This window comes from Geomonas silvestris, assembly GCF_014193515.1.
Classification (GTDB): domain Bacteria; phylum Desulfobacterota; class Desulfuromonadia; order Geobacterales; family Geobacteraceae; genus Geomonas; species Geomonas silvestris.
This window is the reverse complement of record NZ_BLXX01000004.1, coordinates 121,103-138,678: the sequence shown is the minus strand read 5'-3', so window position 1 is coordinate 138,678 and position 17,576 is coordinate 121,103. Positions and strand designations below refer to the sequence as shown.

Genomic DNA, 17,576 nt, shown 5'->3' with positions numbered 1-17,576 from the left:
TCCGAAAATGGGCTGTTGCTTTATCTCAGGGCCCTCTGCTAATCTAAATCCTGCAAGGTCGTTTCTCTCAGTGGTAACTTGAACGCTTTTATCTGAAACGTCGGTCTCACTATCTTCCACCGGGGAATCAGGAGGTAAATATGAAGATCCTTGTGTGCATCAAGCAGGTTCCGGATATGGAATCACGGTTCAAACCGGACAGTGCGGGGGGTTGGTACTCCGATACCGATCTCGCCTTCCGGATGAACGAGTACGATGAGTACGCGGTCGAACAGGCGGTCCAGCTCAAAGAGCAACTGGGGGGCGAGCCCGAGGTGGTGGTGCTCTCGGTGGGGCCGGACCGGGTGGTGGAGGCGCTCAAGAAGGCGCTCGCCATGGGGTGCGACCGCGCGGTGCAGGTGCAGGATCCCGCGGCACACCTGAAGGATCCCTGGCAGATAGCCTCGGCCATCGCGGGCTACGCCAAGGGTGAGAACTTCGACCTGATCTTCACGGGGCTCCAGTCGCAGGACCGCGGCTCGGCGCAGGTGGGGGTAACGCTCGCCGAGATCCTCGGTTTCTCCAGCGTTACTACCATCGTCGGCTTCGAGTACGCCGACGGGACCGCGACGGTGCGCCGGGAGCTGGAGGGAGGCCTGAAGGCGCGGGTGCAGCTGAAGACCCCGGCCCTGGTCACCTGCCAGCTCGGCCTCAACGTGCCGCGCTACCCGACGCTTCCCAACATCATGAAGGCGAAGAAGAAGGAGATCCTGACCCTCCCGATGGCGGATCTCCTGCACGAAGAGGCGCGCTCGGCTACCGTTAGTTTTTATCCGCCGCCCAAGAGGTCCGGGGGGATCGTGCTCGAGGGGGATGTGGCGCTGCAGGTCGACCAGCTGCTCGACATACTCCGCGACAAGACCACGGTGCTGCGCTAAGGGGGATGCCATGAAAACACTGCTTATTGCCGAATGCCGAGAAGGCAGGTTTCTCGATACCAACTACGAACTGTTCGGCTTTGCCGAGAAGCTGGGCGCCGAGAGCGCCATGGTGCTGGTGGGACGCCAGGACGATCTCCCCGCCTTTTCCGGGAAGCTCTACCTGGCCGACGCGGCGAAGTACGGCGAGTACAACCCGGACCTGCACAAGAAGCTGATCCTCGCCGCGGTCGAACAGGAAAAGCCCGACTACATCGTCTTCGGGCACACCTCGTACGGCTGGGACCTGGCTCCGCGCGTGGCGGCCGCACTGAAGGCGCCGCAACTCTCCGAGGTGGTGGGAGTGGCCGACGGCGCCTTCGAACTCCCCAGCTGCAACATGAAGATGCGGCGCACGGTCAAGCCCAACGGGGCACCGGCCGTCCTCACCCTGCAGGGTGGCGCGTTCCCGGTGCTGAAACCGGGCGGTACGCCGCAGGTCCAGCCGCTGGAGGCGGCCGGCGAGAGCGGCGTGAACTTCCTGGGGTATGAGCCGGCGGTGGCTAAGGATGTGAACCTCACTAAGGCCGAGGTGATCGTCAGTGCCGGGCGCGGCATCGGCAAGCCCGAGAACGTCCCGACCATTGCGGCGCTGGCCAAGGCGCTGGGGGGCGAGCTGGGCGCCAGCCGCCCCGTGGTCGACGGTGGCTGGGTAGATCACGCCCACCAGGTGGGGACCACCGGCCAGACCGTGAACCCCAAGCTCTACATCGCCTGCGGGATCAGCGGCGCGATCCAGCACCTGGCCGGGATGAAGAAGTCCGGCTTCATCGTCGCCATCAACAAGGACAAGGACGCCCCGATCGGCGAGGTGGCCGACGTCCTGGTGGTAGCCGACGTGATGCAGTTCGTGCCGGCGCTCACCGCGAAACTGGCGAAGTAAGAGGGGGAAGCCGCCCAGGTTTCAGGAATCTCGTATGAACTTCGACCTCAGCGAAGAACAGAAACTTATCCAGGAGACCGCGCGCCAGTTTGCCAGCGAGCGGCTGGCGCCGGTGGCCGCCCGGCTGGACCGGGAGGGGGACCGGGAAACGTTTCTGGCGAACCTTAAGGAACTGGCCGGGCTCGGGTTCATGGGGCTCAACGTCTACCAGGCCTACGGCGGCTCGGAGACCGGCTCGGTCGCCTTCAGCCTGGCCATCACCGAAATCGCCCGGGCCTGCGCCTCGACTGCGGTCACCGTGTCGGTCAACAACATGGTCTGCGAACTGATCCAGTCGGTGGGGTCGGAGGAGCAGAAGCTGCGCTACCTCCCCAGGATCTGTTCCGGGAGCTACCCGGCGGCGAGTTTCGCGCTCACCGAGCCGGGGGCCGGTTCCGACGCCGCAGCCCTCAGCACCCGGGCCGAAGCGGACGGCGACGGCTGGCGGCTTACCGGCACCAAGGTTTTCATCACGAGCGCCCCGTACGCCGGTGTCTTCGTGGTCTGGGCGGTGACCGACCCGGCGGCGGGGAAGGGGAACGGCATCAGCTGTTTTCTGGTGGAGGCCGGGACGCCGGGACTTGTGATCGGGCGGGAAGAGGTGAAGACCGGGCAGCGCGCCTCTGCCACCAACGAGGTGCTCCTGGACGGCTGCCGGGTCCCTAGGGAGGCCCTCTTGGGGCGGCTCAACGACGGCTACCGCATCGCCATGAGCGAACTGGCCGGCGGCCGCATCGGCATCGGCTCGCTGGCCTTGGGTGTCGGCCTGGCCGCCATGGACTTCGCCACGGCCTATGCCGCGCAGCGGGAGCAGTTCGACCGCAAACTGGTCGAGTTCGAGGCGCTGCAGTGGATGATCGCCGACTCGTACACCGAACTCGAGGCCGCCCGGCTCCTTTTGATGAACGCCGCCTTCCGCAAGGAGACCGGCAAAGGCTTCGCCAAGGAAGCCTCCATGGCGAAGCTCTTCGCGAGCGACGCCGCCAACCGCGCCTGCTACAAGGCGGTGCAGATGCTGGGGGGCTACGGCTACACCGCGAGCTATCCGGTGGAGCGCTACGCCCGCGATGCCCGCATCACCTCCATCTACGAGGGGACCAACGAGATCCAGCGGCTCATCATCGCCCGCGAGGTGCTGCGCAGCTTCATCTGACCCCGGCCGCCATGCTATCATGGGGGCAGGAAAGGAAACGCCGGCTCATCCGCCGCGTTGCCGAGTGCGACCTCCGCCTTTCCCGTCTGTCGCAGGGACGGAAGCCATGTTGACCCGCTTGCTGCTCATCGTCACCCTCATCGTCTCCACACCGCTTGCCTTTGCCCAAGCATCCTCTCCGGCAACGTCTCCAACCGACCCCGGCAGCACCTCGCCCAGTTACTACGTCGAAATCAGCATAAGCCGTAACCTGCTCACCCTCTTCGAGAGGAGTGCGGGCGCGGAACCTGTCGCGGTAGCCGAATATCCGGTGGGGACGGTGGTGCGCGGGCTGAAGACCTTTCCGGTCGGTCCCGGAAGGGTGACGGCGATATCCTTCAATCCCTGGTGGTACCCTACCGATTACTCCCGCCGGGTGTTCCGCGGCCGCGGCATCGAACTACCCAAGGCGGTGCCGCCTGGCGATCCGCTGAACTACATGGGGGCCTTCAAGATCTCCTTGTCGCACAAGACCTGGAAGGGTGCCATCTACCGGATCCATGGCAACAACGATCCCAAACGGGTGGGACGGCGGGTGACCGGCGGCTGTTTCGTGATGGGGAACCAGGAAGGGCTGGAACTGGCGCACAGGATAAAGGTAGGTACCGAGGTGAATATCGTGCCGTGAGGTTTGGCGACCTCCGGCTTCGGCACCTCGATTCAGAGTCGGGACAGCAACAGGACCAGAATGCCGCAGTTTAAAAGCACGCTTCCCCAAAATACGAGCTGGAAGGAGGTTTTCCTGGTCTTGTGCCTCAGCAATTGCTGGGCGAGCACGGCACCCGGCCAGCCACCGGCTACATCGCAAAGATGCAGCACCCGTTCTGGAATCCTCTGCCGCCCGTTGCGAGCCGCAGCTTTATCCACCAGGTAGAACAGAAAACTGACCCCGCTGGCGGCGAGATAGTACCAGACGAGTATCTCTATGCCGTGCCCCGCCATGTTCCCCCCTTTTGCCCGAATCGGCCACCGGGTCCACTACTACCGCGAGCGTGCCCCCCACGTCAAGTCTGAGTTATCTCGTCCCTTGACCCGAGAACGCATCGGCGAAACGCCTACCCAGTCTGCCACGCCTAAGGCTCGCGTATCCGTTTCGGAAGGCTTCTTGTCAACAAAAAGTTGACACCCCACCTCATGCTCCCCCTTCAAAATTATGACTTCTCCCCGGCTTCTCCGCTGAACATGTTCAAACTATGCGCAATTTGATTTTGGTACACAGGTTGCAAAAATCTCTGAGGTATATTCGATCACAGTTTCACACTCTGTAGGATAAGACGTTATGTCTGCGATTGGGAATGCACAAAGTTCAATGTGTGTTTCTGTGACAGTTCTAATCTTGATTTTTGCGACATGTGAGTATCCCCGCAGACGGATAGTTTCCCCGACACAGACACCACAAGGAAAGATAGATACTATGAAAAAAAGGACTCTGGCCAGCGTCTTTATGCTGTTCTTCGCCCAAACGGTCTTTGCGGCCGGGCTGTATGTCACCCCCACCGGACTGAGCGGTTCCAGCACCACGGCTACCGGTCAGGCAGCCGGCAACGCTATCGGCGACCCTTACCGCGGGAACCAAATTCAGAGTGGCACTGTGGGTAGCGCAGGTTCAGCCACCCAGAATGGGAGTCTCGGTAGCTACGGTGCTCTGGGTTCGACGGGAATGGTCGGTTCGACAGGCATGGCCGGTTCGACGGGCATGGTCGGTTCGACAGGCATAGTCGACGCGACGGGAATGGTAGGCACGGGCATGGTTGGTGGCAACGGCGTGTACGACCCGACAGGGATGGGCGGTGTAGGGGCTATGGGCGGTTCTGCGGTCCTCAGCAGTCCGGCGGTAATGGGGCTCAACGGGCCGCTGCCGTCGATACCCCCGGGAAGCGTCGGGATGGCGGCCACCGGAGTTGCCGCGCCCGGGGTGGTGACCGGTAGTACCATGCCGGGGCTGACGCCGGGTATCCCTGGCGCCGCTGGCCTAAACGGCAACTTCCCGGCTTGGCAGAACCAAGGGCTTAGTTCGCTTCCCAACCAGAACCTGCCTCTGTCCGGCAGGGACGCCTTGGTGAACCAGTTCGGCAGACCTGGAAACGGCGTCATCCCGCAGCCAAACCTTCTACCGGGGCAGCTAGCACCCGATTTTAGCGAGCCCTCCAGTGCCGAAAAGGCGATGTCTGCCGAGGACGAGAAAATCCAGAAACCGCAACCCTTCCGGATTGGAAAACTAACCCAGTTCGGCTACAACTTCTTTCGCCAGCCCACCAGTTTCGCTCCCCAGGTCGACATACCGGTAGGTCCCGACTACCTGCTCGGGCCGGGCGACACCATCATCCTCACCGTGTGGGGGAGCGTCGACATGACGCTGCCTCTCGAGGTGAACCGTAGCGGCGAGGTGGTGCTCCCTAGGGTGGGTGCTGCCCGGGTCTGGGGGGTCCCCTTCGGCAAGGTGAGCGAGGTGTTGCGCAGCGCTCTCTCCCGTACCTTTAAGAACGTGCAGCTCAACGTGACCATGGGGAAACTGAGGCTCATGAAGGTGTACGTGGTGGGCGAGGTGAGCGCTCCGGGCGACTACGACATAAGCGCTCTCTCCACCGTGATCAACGCGCTCTCGGCTGCCGGGGGGCCAACCAAGGAGGGGTCGCTGCGGTCCATCCAGGTGCTGCGCGGAGGGAAGGTGGTGGAAAACGTCGACCTCTACGACTTCTTCCTCAAGGGTGACAAGAGCCACGACATCCGACTGCGTCCCGGAGACACCATCAACGTCCCGGTGCACGGCAAATTGGTGGGTATCGCCGGCAACGCGAGAAAGCCAGCCATCTACGAGCTCATCGGCCAACCGACCCTGAAGGATGTCATCGACCTGGCGGGCGGAGTGTCGGCCGACGGCTATCTGCAGCGCATCCAGATCTCACGCGTGGTGCAGAACCAGAAGAAGGTGGTGGCCGACTTGGACCTCGACCTGAAACTCACCCCTGATGCGCTCCAGGCGCACCTGGCCCAGGTGCAGCTCCAGGACATGGACCTGGTGCGGATCTTCCCCATCGACTTCACGGTGCGCAACAACGTGGTGCTGGACGGCTACGTGCTGCGCCCCGGCGGCTATGCCCTGAAGCCCGGGATGCGCCTGGCCGACGTTGCCACCCGTGACAACATGCTCCCCGAGTACTGGCCGGAGACCGTAGAGTTGACCCGCCTGGTGCTCCCGGACCACCACACCGAGCGGCTCTACCTTAACCTGCGACTGGCCCAGCAGGGCGATACCGTCCAGAACATCCTGCTGCAGGAGTTCGATACCATCCGGGTCTTCTCCCGCTGGGAGATGGAGGAGATCCCCAAGGCGCGTATCAGCGGCGACGTGCAGAACCCGGGGGTGTACCGGATCTTCCCCAACACGACGCTGCGTGACCTGGTGCTCGCCGCCGGCAACGTGAAGAAGACCGCGTTTTTGAAGAGCACCGAGATCTCCCGCTCTCTGATCACTAAAGACGGCGTGAAGTCTCGCCTGATCAACGTCGACCTGGACCTTGCGCTCAGGGGTGACCCGACGGCCAACCTCCCGCTGGAGAACTTCGACGAGGTGATGGTGCGCCGGCTTCCCGAGTGGAAGGAGGAAACCGACCGCTACTGCACCCTGACCGGAGAAGTCCGCTTCCCGGGAGTCTACCCGATCGTCAAGGGGGAGCACCTCAGCTCGCTCATCGAGCGCGCCGGGGGGTACACCGGCAAGGCCTACCTGAAGGCGGCCAAGTTCACCCGGAAGCTGACCCGCGAGCTGCAGCAGAAACGGATGGACGAGGTGATTGAGCGCACCGAGAGGGAACTCACGCGCAAGCAGCAAGAGCTCGTCGCGGTGGCCTCCTCGAAGGACGAGCTGGAGGCGACCAAGGCGACCCTGGAATCGATGAAGACCAGCCTCGACAAACTGAAGCAGGCCAAGGCCGAGGGGAGGGTGTCGCTGGAGCTCACCCCGCTGGAGCGGCTCAAGGGGTCCGCCTACGACCTGGAGCTGCAGGGGGGGGATACCCTGGACATCCCCCAGTCCACCAACTCGGTGATGATCTTCGGTGAGGTCTACAACCCGACCACCGCAGTGGAAACCCCCGGCCAGACCGTCCAGGACTACCTGAAGAAGGCCGGCGGACCGACGGCCAGCGCCGAGGAAATGGAGATGTACGTGGTGCGTGCCGACGGGACCGTGGTGAGCCGGCGCGAGGTGCGCGGCTTCTTCTTCGATTCTTTCCTCTCCATGAAGCTCGACGCGGGCGACACCATCGTGGTGCCGCAGCGGCTCGAAAAGGTGGCCTGGATGAGGGAGATCAAGGACATCGCCTACATCCTCGGCCAGACCGCACTCGCCGCCGGCGTGTTGGTCGCCGCCGGACTCTAGTCGGACCTTGCACAGACAGCAAAACGAAGCTCCCGGAGTTTACTAAATGGAACGAAAAGTTACCGATAACCCCGATGCGGTGAACCTGCTCGACTACCTGGAGGTCATGGCCAAACACTGGCGGATGATCGCGAAAGTCAGTGCTGCCACTTTTGTCGTCTCCTTAGCGGTCTCCTTCATGCTGCCCAAGATTTACAGCAGTACGGCGATGATCCTGCCCCCTCAGCAGGACGGCAGCCTGGTGGGGATGATGAACGCGATGTCAGGCGGCATGGCCAGTCTGGCGGGAGACCTGCTCGGCAAGGGGACGACCGCCGACCTGTACGTCGGCATGCTGAACAGCAGAGAGATCCAGGACAAGGTCATCGACCGTTTCAAGTTGATGCAGGTCTATGACAAGGACAACCGCTTCGATACCTACAAGGAATTGGACAAAAACACCGACATCGCCGCCGGGAAAAAGGACGGGATTATCTCCATCACCGTGGAGGATAAAAATCCGAAACTCGCGGCTGATATGGCGAATGCCTTTGCCGATGAACTGGGCCGCTTGACCGTGCGACTGAACCTTACCAGCGCCGGCCAAAACAGGAGCTATCTGGAAGAGCGCCTTGCAAAGACCAAGCAGGATCTTTCCAAGGCGGAAGATGCCTTGAAACAGTTCCAATCGAAAAACAAGGTCCTCGACGTACCCGAACAGGCAAAGGTCTCCATCCTGGGGGTTGCCGACCTTAAAGCGCAGCTCGCGGTGCAGGAGGTCCAACTAGCCGGGGTGCGCAGCCGTCTGACCGACACCAGTCCGGAGGTGCAGGGGCTGCAGGCGAGCATGGCAAAACTGCGGGCGCAGATCGCGAGGATCGAGGGGAGCGACAAGCAAGGTGCCATCCCTTCGGTTGGTTCCGTCCCGCAATTGGGGCAGGAGTACGTGCGGCTGATGCGAGAGTTCAGGGTGCAAGAGGCGGTGTTCGAGCTCCTCACCAAGCAATACGAGATGGCCAAGTTCAGTGAGGGGAACAAAAACGACGGAGTGCAGGTGATTCAAACGGCGACCGTTCCCGACAAGAAAGTCAAACCAAAGAGGATCTTGATCGTACTGGGGGCCACAGTAGTAATGGGCGTGCTGGCGACCCTTTATGCCTTTCTTTGCGAATCGAAGGAGAGGATGTCGGAAGAAGACTCCGAGCGCTGGAAGCTCATTCGCAACATGCTGAAGCTGAAGCCGCTTCATACGGCAAAGAGGTGATGCATGCCTCATGATACCGCCCCCCAAAAGGTTTCTTCCGCGGCTTTGGCCGCGGCAAACGGCGACAGTCCGGTGCATTTCCTGTCGTGCCAGGACGGCCTGCGTTGAGCGCGCTTTTCAGGAACTCCCTGTTCGGCACGGTGAGCTTTGGGCTCAGATTTTTATCCAACGCCTTTTTATTTATCGTGATTGCGCGGTTCCTCGGTGCGGAGGAATTCGGGAAGTTTGCCTTGGCCTCGTCCTTGGCGGGCATCTTCCTCGTCGTTCTGGACTACGGTTTCAACCTGTACACGGTCAAGGAGGTCGCCGCGGATCCCGCGCGGACGGTCGAGCTCACAGGCGAGGTGATTGCCACCAAACTGCTGCTGGTGATCCCCTCGTCGCTCGGTCTGCTGGCGCTGGCAGCCTTCATGGGGTACTCCTGGGACCTCCGCCTCATCATCGCCATCTTGTGGGCCGGCTACTCGCTTTATTCCTTCGGGTTGTACTTCAACACCGTTTTCCGGGGGCTCAATCTCTTCGAGTACGAGATGTACCCCACCATCGTGTTGAACCTGCTCCAGATCGTCCTCGTCTCGGTGCTGCTTTTCCTTGGGGTTGAAACCGTCGGTGTCGCCTTGGCTTTTTTCGCCGCCCGATTGCTGTACTTCGCCTACAGCTACCGACTCTTGGTGCAGAAGGTCGGTCGCCCCAAGCTCTCCTTTCATCTCGAAAATAGCAAGGCTCTCCTTTTAAAGACCATGCCGTTTGGCGTGCACGCCATCATCGCGGTGCTCTATTTTCAACTCGATACCGTGCTCATCTCCTATTACCAGGGTAACAGCGACATCGGCCACTATCAGTCGGCGATGCGCATCGTGAGCGCGACAATGGTCCTGTGCGATGTCCTGGTCTCATCGTACACGCCGCTTGTGTCGGCCAGCTTCAAAACAGACGGTGAACGGTTCAAAGAGTACGGTTTCTCGCTGAACAGGTACCTCATGGTTGTCGGCGGCATCGTTTCGCTCTCGCTTTTCCTCTATGCCGACCAGGCCATATCTCTTCTGTACGGCCCGGGGTATCTGCAGTCCGTCGCCGTCTTGCAGCTCCTCTCTGCGGTGATATTCCTGCGCTTCTTCGGAGGGGCTTACGGACTGCTCATCACTATTTCGGATAACCAGCGGCTTCGGGCGATCGGGGTGGCCAGCTCCCTTTTCGTGAACCTCGCCCTCAACGTGTTCCTTATCCCGATCTGGGGTATAAGGGGCGCCGCGGTCGCCTGTGTCTTGACCCATGTTTTCCTCAACCTCATGTACCTGGGGTTCACCTACCGTGCGCTTGGGTGCATGTACCTCGAGCGCAGAGCCGTGGCGTCGCTGGCGCTGCTTGGTGCCGGCTCGGTTGTTGCCTGGCAGCTGAAGGCAACCTCGATCGGGGCTTCGCTGGCACTTTTTGGTGTTGCGGTAGCGGTTTGCGCCGTCTGTACCCTGGACGACGAACAGAAAACCGCGATACGGAAACTGGTCCAGACCTCACTTTCACGATCGGAAAAGCCAGAACGTGTGCGGCAGGAACCCGAAGCACCGGGGACCGGGCGCTGAGATCCGGGGTGACCGCTCGGCTACCGCGGGCTGTCTGTGGTCGGGGTAATAAAAACGAAGGCAGGAAGGGACGATAAGGTATGTGCGGAATCTTCGGACAGATAGGCATGCGCCGCGAAGCGGGACGTTTCGCCACGCGGGATCGTTTTACCGACGCTCTCCATTTGCAGAGCCACCGCGGGCCCGATGATTGGGGGGTAGCGTTCACCGACCGTTACAGCTTCGGGCATCGCCGCCTGAGCATCATCGATCTCGATGCGAAAGCCAAACAACCGATGACGACTGCGGACGGCAGATTCACCGTGGTATTCAACGGGGAAATCTACAACTATCGCGAACTCAGGCAAGACCTGGCGAGCCGGGGTGTCGAGTTCAGAACAAAGGGGGATACCGAGGTTCTTCTCTACGGCATCCAGTGCTACGGTATCGCGTTCGTTGAGAAGTGCATCGGCATGTTTGCCTTTGTAGTCTACGACCAGCCCAACGACACCTTCTATTTGGTACGAGACCGTCTCGGCATCAAGCCGCTCTACTACACGGTCAAGTCCGAAACGCTGACCTTTTCCTCCGAGATTAAATCCATTCTCAGGGTGCTCGATGAGCCCGCGAAGCTCAACGTCGAAGCAGTCTCCTCTTATCTTTCCTTCAGGCACCCGATCGGCGAAGAGTCGTACTTCAAGGGGATCCTCTCCCTCAAGCCCGGCCACTACCTCGAGGTCAACGGGCGCGGCGACACGCGGCTCAAGGAGTACTGGAACCCCGTCGGCGCCTTTGCCGAGCAGGAGCACGACAAAGGCGAGGCGTTTTACCTGGAACGGTTGGACGAGATTTTCCGCTCGGCGGTCCAGTACCGGATGGTGGCGGATGTCCCGGTGGGTGCCTACCTTTCCGGCGGTGTCGATTCGAGCCTCGTCGTCGCCTGCATGGCCCGCTTGGCGGGTCCTGCCGTGAAGACCTTCACGGTGGGCTTTGCCGAGGAGGGGTATAACGAATTCGCCTGGGCGCAGATGGTAGCCGATCAGTACGGGACCGACCACACGGAGATCCTTCTTTCGGCGGACAAGTACATCGAGACCATGGAACAGCTCGTTTGGTACAAGGATGCGCCGCTTTCGGTGCCGAACGAGGTGTCGTTGTACGAAATGTCGCGGGAGCTCAAGAAACACATAACGGTGGTCCTGTCGGGGGAGGGGGCCGACGAGATCTTCGGCGGTTACGGGAGAATTTTCAGGTCCTGCTTCGACTACCAGCGGCTCAAGGACGGCTCCGCTGGCGGGGCTTCCTTGAACGAGCGCCAGGAGTTCCTGGACAACTTCTTCAAAAAGTACCGTACCGATACCTTTGGCAGCGAGCTCGATCATTTTCTCAGCATCTACAGTTACACGAGCTCGGACGAAAAGTGCGATCTTATGTCCCCGGATATCCCGTGGCGCGGCCTGGACGCCAACCTCAGGGAGCACTTCTCCGGCTGGTTCGAGCAGCTAAAGGGGCATTCCTACGAGAACAAGATGATGTACGCCTTCGAGCGGGTTCACCTGTTGGGGTTGCTGCACCGGGTCGATATGACGACCATGGCGACGGCGGTCGAGGCCCGGGTCCCCTTTGTTGACCACCGTTTGGTCGAATTCGCCTTCACCGTCCCCTCCAGCTACAAGCTCAGGTGGAACTCGCAGGCGGATTTCGCCGCCAGCAGGTGGCTTATGAGCGACAAGATCTCCGAGGTGCACGACACGCCGAAGTACATCCTCAAAAAAGCGAGCGAAAAATACCTGCCCCGCGACCTCATCTACCGCAAGAAGATGGGATTTCCCGTTCCGCTCAACGACTGGTTCGGCGGCAGGTTCAACAGCTATGCCCGGGACCACCTGCTCAGCAGCAAAGCGAGGAACAGGGGCCTCTACAATACCGCGAAGGTCGAACAGTGGCTCGACAGCGACATGTTGTCCAAAAGCCACCCCTTCGCGCTGAAGATATGGATGCTGGTGAACGTCGAGTTGTTCATGCAGAGATATTTCGATCAAGCAGCCTGAAAGGAGAAACGACATGGTTATAGGTTATACCACCGGAGTTTATGACTTGTTCCACATAGGTCACCTGAACCTTCTGAGAAATGCGAAGTCCATGTGCGACAAGCTGATAGTTGGGGTCACTACTGACGAGCTGGTAAGTTACAAGAACAAGAGATCGGTAATCCCCTTCGAAGAGCGCCTCGAAATAGTAAGGTCCAACAGATACGTCGACGCCGTCATTCCGCAGGAAAGCATGAACAAGTTCGAGGCGTGGGAGAAAATCAAGTTCGACGTGATGTTCGTGGGAGACGACTGGTACAGCTCGGACAAATGGCAGCAGCTGGAACAGCAGTTCAACGAGGTCGGGGTCCGCATCGTGTACTTTCCGTACACCAAGGGTACCTCCTCGACGCTGATAAACAGCGTCCTTTTGAGCATACGCAACGATGCCCTCCCGAACCTCTAACCGCGGGTTTTCTCCGAGCTCAGGCCAAAACTATGATGTCTTTACGCTGGAAAAAACACCTCGTACCGTGGCTTGAGCCTATCTGGCAGTTGCTCGGCACCCTGGTACCCAAAGATCCCCGCGTGGTGGCCGTTAACGCCTTCCCGGACTACGACGATTCGACGAGGGCCCTGGCGCGTGCCGCCCGGAAGCATTCTCTGCATCTCCTGGTGCTGACCTGCCAAAAAGGAGCAATCCCGCCGGACTGGTTGCAAGGCGAGGAGGTTACGCAGGCCTACCGGTACAGCCTCAGGGGGATTTTCCTGTACCACCGGGCGCGCTACGTGATCTTCACCCACGGCTGTTTTTCCTTTTTCCGCCCGCATGCGCGACAGACCGTCACCAATATCTGGCACGGCATGCCGCTCAAACGGATCGGGTTTCTCGACGGCAAGGACCCCTGCGAGGTCCCCAGGTTCACCTATACCCTGGCAAGCGATTCCCGGTACCGCTCCATCATGGCACGGGCCTTCGGAGTGGACGAGAGTCGCGTCCTCGTGGCGGATCATCCTCGCAGCGACCTGATGCGAGACCAGGTCGCGCTCGACGCCTTGACGTTGCCGCCGCACCGGCTCTGCATGGTCTGGATGCCCACCTATCGCACGGCCGTGGTGGGCGATTCCCGTTCGGACGGCGACCGCAGCGCTGACATATTTTCCGGTGCGGTCGACCTGGGCCGGTTGGACGCCCTGTTCGCGCGTCACGGCGTTGTTTGCCTCGTCAAACCGCACCCCATGGCGCGTGCGGACCGCTCGACGTTCGACAGGTACTCCTCGATAGTCTTTGTGGACGACGCGGAGCTGGTCTCCCGGAACCTGTCGCTTTATCAGCTGCTCGGAGCTTCCCACTGCCTCATCACCGATATCTCGTCGGTGTACTTCGAGTACCAGACCCTCGGCAAGCCGATGATCCTTTACTGCCCCGATCTCAAACAGTTCGACAGTTCGCGGGGCTTTGTCGCCCCCCTTGCCGAACTGGTGCAGCACCCCATCGTGGAAGACGAAGAGGTCTTGCTGGAAACGTTGCAGCGGATGCTCTCGGAGGGGGGCTTCCTGGAAAAGGCGCGCGGGGAGGGGGACGGTTGCGCCGCTTCGAGCGCGCTTTTGCGCCGCCTGGGAGCCGTGGGGGGCGAGTCGTGAATACCGTTCTGGCCCTCATGCTGACCAGATTCGTCGTCGATTACCTCTGGGAGGTCAAGGTGTTCTCGGCGGTCCATAGCGTCTGCTTCACCATGCTGGTGCTGTGCTACGTGGCGCTTTACAAGAAAAGCCTCACGACCTTCGAGCCCTGCGGGGCCGACAAGTTCGTCATGTTGTTCTATCTCTTGGTGCTGGCGTCGCTGTTCAACAGCGTGAGCGTCATGGCACTGTCGGATTTTCTCAAGTTCACGAGCTACGTCTCCTTTTACTACCTGGGGCGCAACACCCGGTTTGCCTGCGACCAGCTCAAAGCCGTAGGCTGGTTCTCCTTGGTGGCCCTCTTTCTGCTGTCGGTGTTGGCTCTGGCTGGTGGCGGCTACCAGACCTGGGGGAGCGTTACCACCTTCAGCGGCGGGTACTTTTTCAAGACGGATCTCGCCGTTGCGGCCCTGGTATTTCTGGTCGCCGCGCTGGTCACACTTCGGACGGTGCCGCTTCACCTGTTTGCCATCTTGTGCACCGGGTTTCTCGTTTTCAAATCGAATGCCCGCATCGCGCTGCCGCTGGTCCTGCTCCTGCCGGTTCTGGTGCACATGATCCGGCGCGGCAAAACGGTCGGCATAAATTGGAAGCTGCTCGTCAAGGGGATGGTCCTGCTCCTGGTCGGCATGTCGCTTTTCACGCTGATCGATTTCCGCACGTTCGGCATGCTCGGATTCGACTTTTCCGACCCGTTTTCCGCAGCCAACACCCAAGGGCGGACCGTCATCTGGTTTGCGCTTATTCTGCAGTTTCTCCAGGCGGGGGTGCGGGGGAAGCTGCTGGGAATGGGGCTCGACGCCGACGCCATGGCGACCATGCGCTTCTCCGAGAGCCTCCAGGTGGAAGGGTTCCGGGCTCACAACAGCTACCTGTACCTGTTGATATGCCTGGGTATCCTGGGGAGCCTGGTCTTTTACTCGCTGCTCGGTGCAATTTTCTCCAAGGTGCCCTACCTGCTGCGGCGCGGCGACCGCGACACGAGGAGCCTTGTCGCGTTCTCCGCTTCCTTGCTGCTCCTTTTTCTCTGGCTCTCGATGACCACCGAGATCATCATCCGCCCTCAATTGATGGTGCCGTTTTTCCTGTTCGCCGGCTTACAGGTCCGGCAGTATCTCTCGATCCGCAAGCAGGATGCCGAGGCGTACACATGCGCGTGATGCTGGGACACAACTTTTACTCTTCAGCCACCCCTTCGGGCGAAAACAGCGTCTTCGACGCGGAGCGCATCCTGCTGCTGGAAAGACAGCACGAGGTTTGCGTCTTCGAGCGCCGCAGCGACGACATCCGCGGCAAGGGCGCGCTCGGCCTTCTCGCGGGTGCCCTCGCCACCCCCTGGAACCCCTGGACCTCCCGCTCCGTGCGGCAACGGCTGCGCGAGTTCCGGCCGGAGGTGGTCCACGTCCACAACACCTTCCCCCTCATCTCTCCGAGCATCTTCCATGCGGTGGGGAAACGTGCCGCGCGGGTCCTTACTCTGCACAACTACCGGATCTTCTGCCCGGCGGCCATTCCGCTGCGCTGCGGGAAGGTCTGCACCGAGTGCCTGGACGCCCGGTCCTCGTGGCCGGCGTTGCGCTACGGCTGCTATCGCGACAGCCGCCCGGCGACCGTGCCGCTCGCCCTCGGTGTCGCCCTGCACCGTGCCCTCGGGACCTGGACCGACCAGGTTGACGCCTTCATCGCCCTCTCCGAGTTTCAGCGGGACCTCCTGGTCGCCGCCGGACTGCCGGCGAGAAAAATCCACCTGAAGCCAAACTTCTATCCCGGGCGCCCCGCCGCGCTCCCCTGGCTGGAGCGCTCCCCGCATGCCGTGTTCGTCGGGAGGCTGACCGCCGAGAAGGGGGTGCGGACCCTGCTGACCGCCTGGCGGCGCTGGGGGGAAGGCGCCCCGGAGTTGAGGATCGTCGGAGACGGACCACTGCGTCCCGAACTCGAGCGGATGGCGCAGGGGCTCCCGGTCACCTTCACGGGGCAGCTTTCCGAACGGGATGCCCAGGCGCAGATAGCGAAGGCCCGACTGCTGATCCTCCCCTCGGAATGTTTCGAGGGGTTTCCCATGGTCCTGCGCGAAGCCTTCGCCTTCGGCACCCCCTGCGCGGTCGCCGCTCTCGGCCCTTTGCCGTCCATCGTGCGGCACGGCGGCAGCGGCGTGGTCTTTGGACCCGGCGATCCCGCGTCGCTGCTCGACGTCGTGGCCGGCGCATGGGAGGCTCCCGGGCTTTTGGGGGATCTGGGGAAGGGCGCACGGCTTGAGTTCGAGGGGAAGTACACCGAGGATACCAACTACGAGGCTCTCATGGAGATCTATCGGCAGGCTGTAGAGGTGTCGCGTCATGGATGATTTCGCCCGTTTCGACACGCGGCGCGACACGGTTTCCGTGCTGGGCGCGCCGATCGATGCACTGGATTGGCCGGCGACCTTGTCGCGTCTGGCCGGGTGGGCTCAAGGCCGGGAAGGGCGCTACGTCTGCATCTGCAATGCACACTCGGTGGTCACCAGCCGCCGCGACCCGCGTTTCGCCAGGGTCGTTAACGAGGCGGACATGGCTACCCCCGATGGTGCTCCGGTCGCCTGGCTGATGAGGCGCCTGGGCGAAAAGGGGCAGGAGCGGATCAACGGTCCGGACCTGATGTGGCACTACTTCCGCCTCGCGGCCCGGCGCGCCGAACCCATCTACCTGTATGGCGGCAGCCCGGAAACCCTTGAGCTCCTCGTGAAGAAACTGGGCGAGGAGTTCCCGGAACTCCCGATAGCCGGGCACTATTCTCCCCCGTTCCGGAAACTTGCCGAGGAGGAGGACGCCGCCGTAATTCGGGCCATCAACGCCTCGGGGGCCCGCACCGTCTGGGTCGGTCTGGGCTGTCCCAAGCAGGAGCGCTGGATGGCAGAGCACCGCGACAAGATCCGCGCGGTGCTCGTGGGAGTCGGAGCGGCCTTCGATTACCATGCCGGAACCGTGAAACGCGCGCCGCGCTGGATGCAGCGCAGCGGGTTTGAGTGGCTCCACAGGCTCTTAAACGAGCCGAAGAGGTTGTGGAAACGCTATCTTGCGACCAACTCTCTTTTCCTGTGGTACGCAGCCTGCCAGTTGCTGCGCTTTACGCTGCGCCGCACCTTTAACCGGGATGCGACTCCGGTTCCCACGAGCGAAAGACATTGACGAGGCGGCCCACCGGGCGGCAGGCCGCGATTCGACCGTACCGCGACCAAGGCATGAGCTTCCCGAAAACCGCCGAAGGGGCGGAGCGTGGGAAATGTCGATCCCCTTCGGACAGCGCGAGGGGCGTGGCCCGGGAGCGCGCCGTGGCGCGGGTGCGCAGCAATTACTGCTGGGACCGGGTCACCGACGCCTACGAGGTCTTGTTCGCAGAACTGGTCCATCTGCGTAGGGGCGCGTGGTTCGGTGTCCTACCGTCTGACTGTTTGATTCTTACAAATTCCTCAAACTTACCCTCTGTTACGCTCCTTCGCACGATATGTTCGTGTAGGAGCACCCCCCTATTGTCTCAAGTCCCTCTCAATTTTACAAAAACAACTAAAGTATGTAGCACAAGTAGCCGATATATAAAGTATCTGCCGTGAATGGGCGGTTTTTGTAAACATCAT

General features: G+C 61.3%; 14 protein-coding genes. 13 read left to right on the top strand and 1 reads right to left on the bottom strand.

The window, feature by feature from the left end; genetic code table 11:
* Nucleotides 1-140: 140 nt before the first annotated feature.
* The 4 genes from GMST_RS08650 to GMST_RS08635 all read left to right on the top strand — a co-directional run bounded on the left by GMST_RS08650 (nucleotide 141) and on the right by GMST_RS08635 (nucleotide 3,698).
* Nucleotides 141-917 (top strand): electron transfer flavoprotein subunit beta/FixA family protein, encoded by a 777-nt coding sequence (locus tag GMST_RS08650; RefSeq protein WP_183354245.1) that lies wholly within the window; start codon nucleotides 141-143, stop codon nucleotides 915-917.
* A 10-nt stretch (nucleotides 918-927) separates the two neighbouring features.
* Nucleotides 928-1,839, top strand: coding sequence for an electron transfer flavoprotein subunit alpha/FixB family protein (locus tag GMST_RS08645; RefSeq protein ID WP_183354244.1), 912 nt, complete (start codon nucleotides 928-930; stop codon nucleotides 1,837-1,839).
* 34 nt (nucleotides 1,840-1,873) lie between these two features.
* A complete protein-coding gene (locus GMST_RS08640; protein WP_183354243.1) occupies nucleotides 1,874-3,031 on the top strand; it encodes an acyl-CoA dehydrogenase family protein in 1,158 nt (385 codons plus the stop codon).
* A 106-nt stretch (nucleotides 3,032-3,137) separates the two neighbouring features.
* Nucleotides 3,138-3,698 (top strand): L,D-transpeptidase, encoded by a 561-nt coding sequence (locus GMST_RS08635; protein WP_183354242.1) that lies wholly within the window; start codon nucleotides 3,138-3,140, stop codon nucleotides 3,696-3,698.
* A 32-nt stretch (nucleotides 3,699-3,730) separates the two neighbouring features.
* Here GMST_RS08635 and GMST_RS08630 read toward each other — a convergent pair whose 3' ends face one another.
* Nucleotides 3,731-4,012, bottom strand: a complete 282-nt coding sequence (locus GMST_RS08630; protein ID WP_183354241.1) for a DUF1294 domain-containing protein — start codon at nucleotides 4,010-4,012, stop codon at nucleotides 3,731-3,733.
* Nucleotides 4,013-4,955: 943 nt separating this feature from the next.
* On the opposite strand from GMST_RS08630, the gene GMST_RS08625 reads away from it, so the two are divergent.
* From GMST_RS08625 to GMST_RS08585, 9 genes are all read left to right on the top strand, one after another.
* Entirely contained in the window at nucleotides 4,956-7,451 is a 2,496-nt protein-coding gene (locus GMST_RS08625; protein WP_183354240.1) for an SLBB domain-containing protein, read from the top strand.
* A gap of 46 nt (nucleotides 7,452-7,497) precedes the next feature.
* The gene (locus GMST_RS08620; protein WP_183354239.1) at nucleotides 7,498-8,694 is read left to right on the top strand and encodes a GumC family protein; all 1,197 of its coding nucleotides are present in this window, start codon (nucleotides 7,498-7,500) and stop codon (nucleotides 8,692-8,694) included.
* Between the two features lie 86 nt (nucleotides 8,695-8,780).
* Nucleotides 8,781-10,274 carry a flippase gene (locus GMST_RS08615; RefSeq protein WP_281379993.1) on the top strand — a complete coding sequence of 498 codons (1,494 nt, stop codon included), beginning with the start codon at nucleotides 8,781-8,783 and terminating at the stop codon, nucleotides 10,272-10,274.
* Between the two features lie 80 nt (nucleotides 10,275-10,354).
* On the top strand, nucleotides 10,355-12,304 hold the full coding sequence (gene asnB / locus GMST_RS08610) for an asparagine synthase (glutamine-hydrolyzing) (protein WP_183354237.1): 1,950 nt from the start codon (nucleotides 10,355-10,357) through the stop codon (nucleotides 12,302-12,304).
* 13 nt (nucleotides 12,305-12,317) lie between these two features.
* Nucleotides 12,318-12,749, top strand: a complete 432-nt coding sequence (locus tag GMST_RS08605) for an FAD synthase family protein (protein WP_183354236.1) — start codon at nucleotides 12,318-12,320, stop codon at nucleotides 12,747-12,749.
* Nucleotides 12,750-12,781: 32 nt separating this feature from the next.
* Nucleotides 12,782-13,927: a CDP-glycerol glycerophosphotransferase family protein gene (locus GMST_RS08600; protein WP_183354235.1), complete on the top strand. Its 1,146-nt coding sequence runs from the start codon at nucleotides 12,782-12,784 to the stop codon at nucleotides 13,925-13,927.
* Nucleotides 13,924-15,126 (top strand): O-antigen ligase family protein, encoded by a 1,203-nt coding sequence (locus GMST_RS08595; protein WP_183354234.1) that lies wholly within the window; start codon nucleotides 13,924-13,926, stop codon nucleotides 15,124-15,126. Before GMST_RS08600 ends, GMST_RS08595 begins: the two co-directional genes overlap by 4 nt.
* Nucleotides 15,117-16,310: a glycosyltransferase family 4 protein gene (locus GMST_RS08590; protein ID WP_183354233.1), complete on the top strand. Its 1,194-nt coding sequence runs from the start codon at nucleotides 15,117-15,119 to the stop codon at nucleotides 16,308-16,310. The genes GMST_RS08595 and GMST_RS08590 overlap by 10 nt, the downstream gene beginning before the upstream one ends.
* Nucleotides 16,303-17,130, top strand: a complete 828-nt coding sequence (locus tag GMST_RS08585; protein WP_183354232.1) for a WecB/TagA/CpsF family glycosyltransferase — start codon at nucleotides 16,303-16,305, stop codon at nucleotides 17,128-17,130. The genes GMST_RS08590 and GMST_RS08585 overlap by 8 nt, the downstream gene beginning before the upstream one ends.
* The last annotated feature ends 446 nt before the right edge of the window (nucleotides 17,131-17,576 follow it).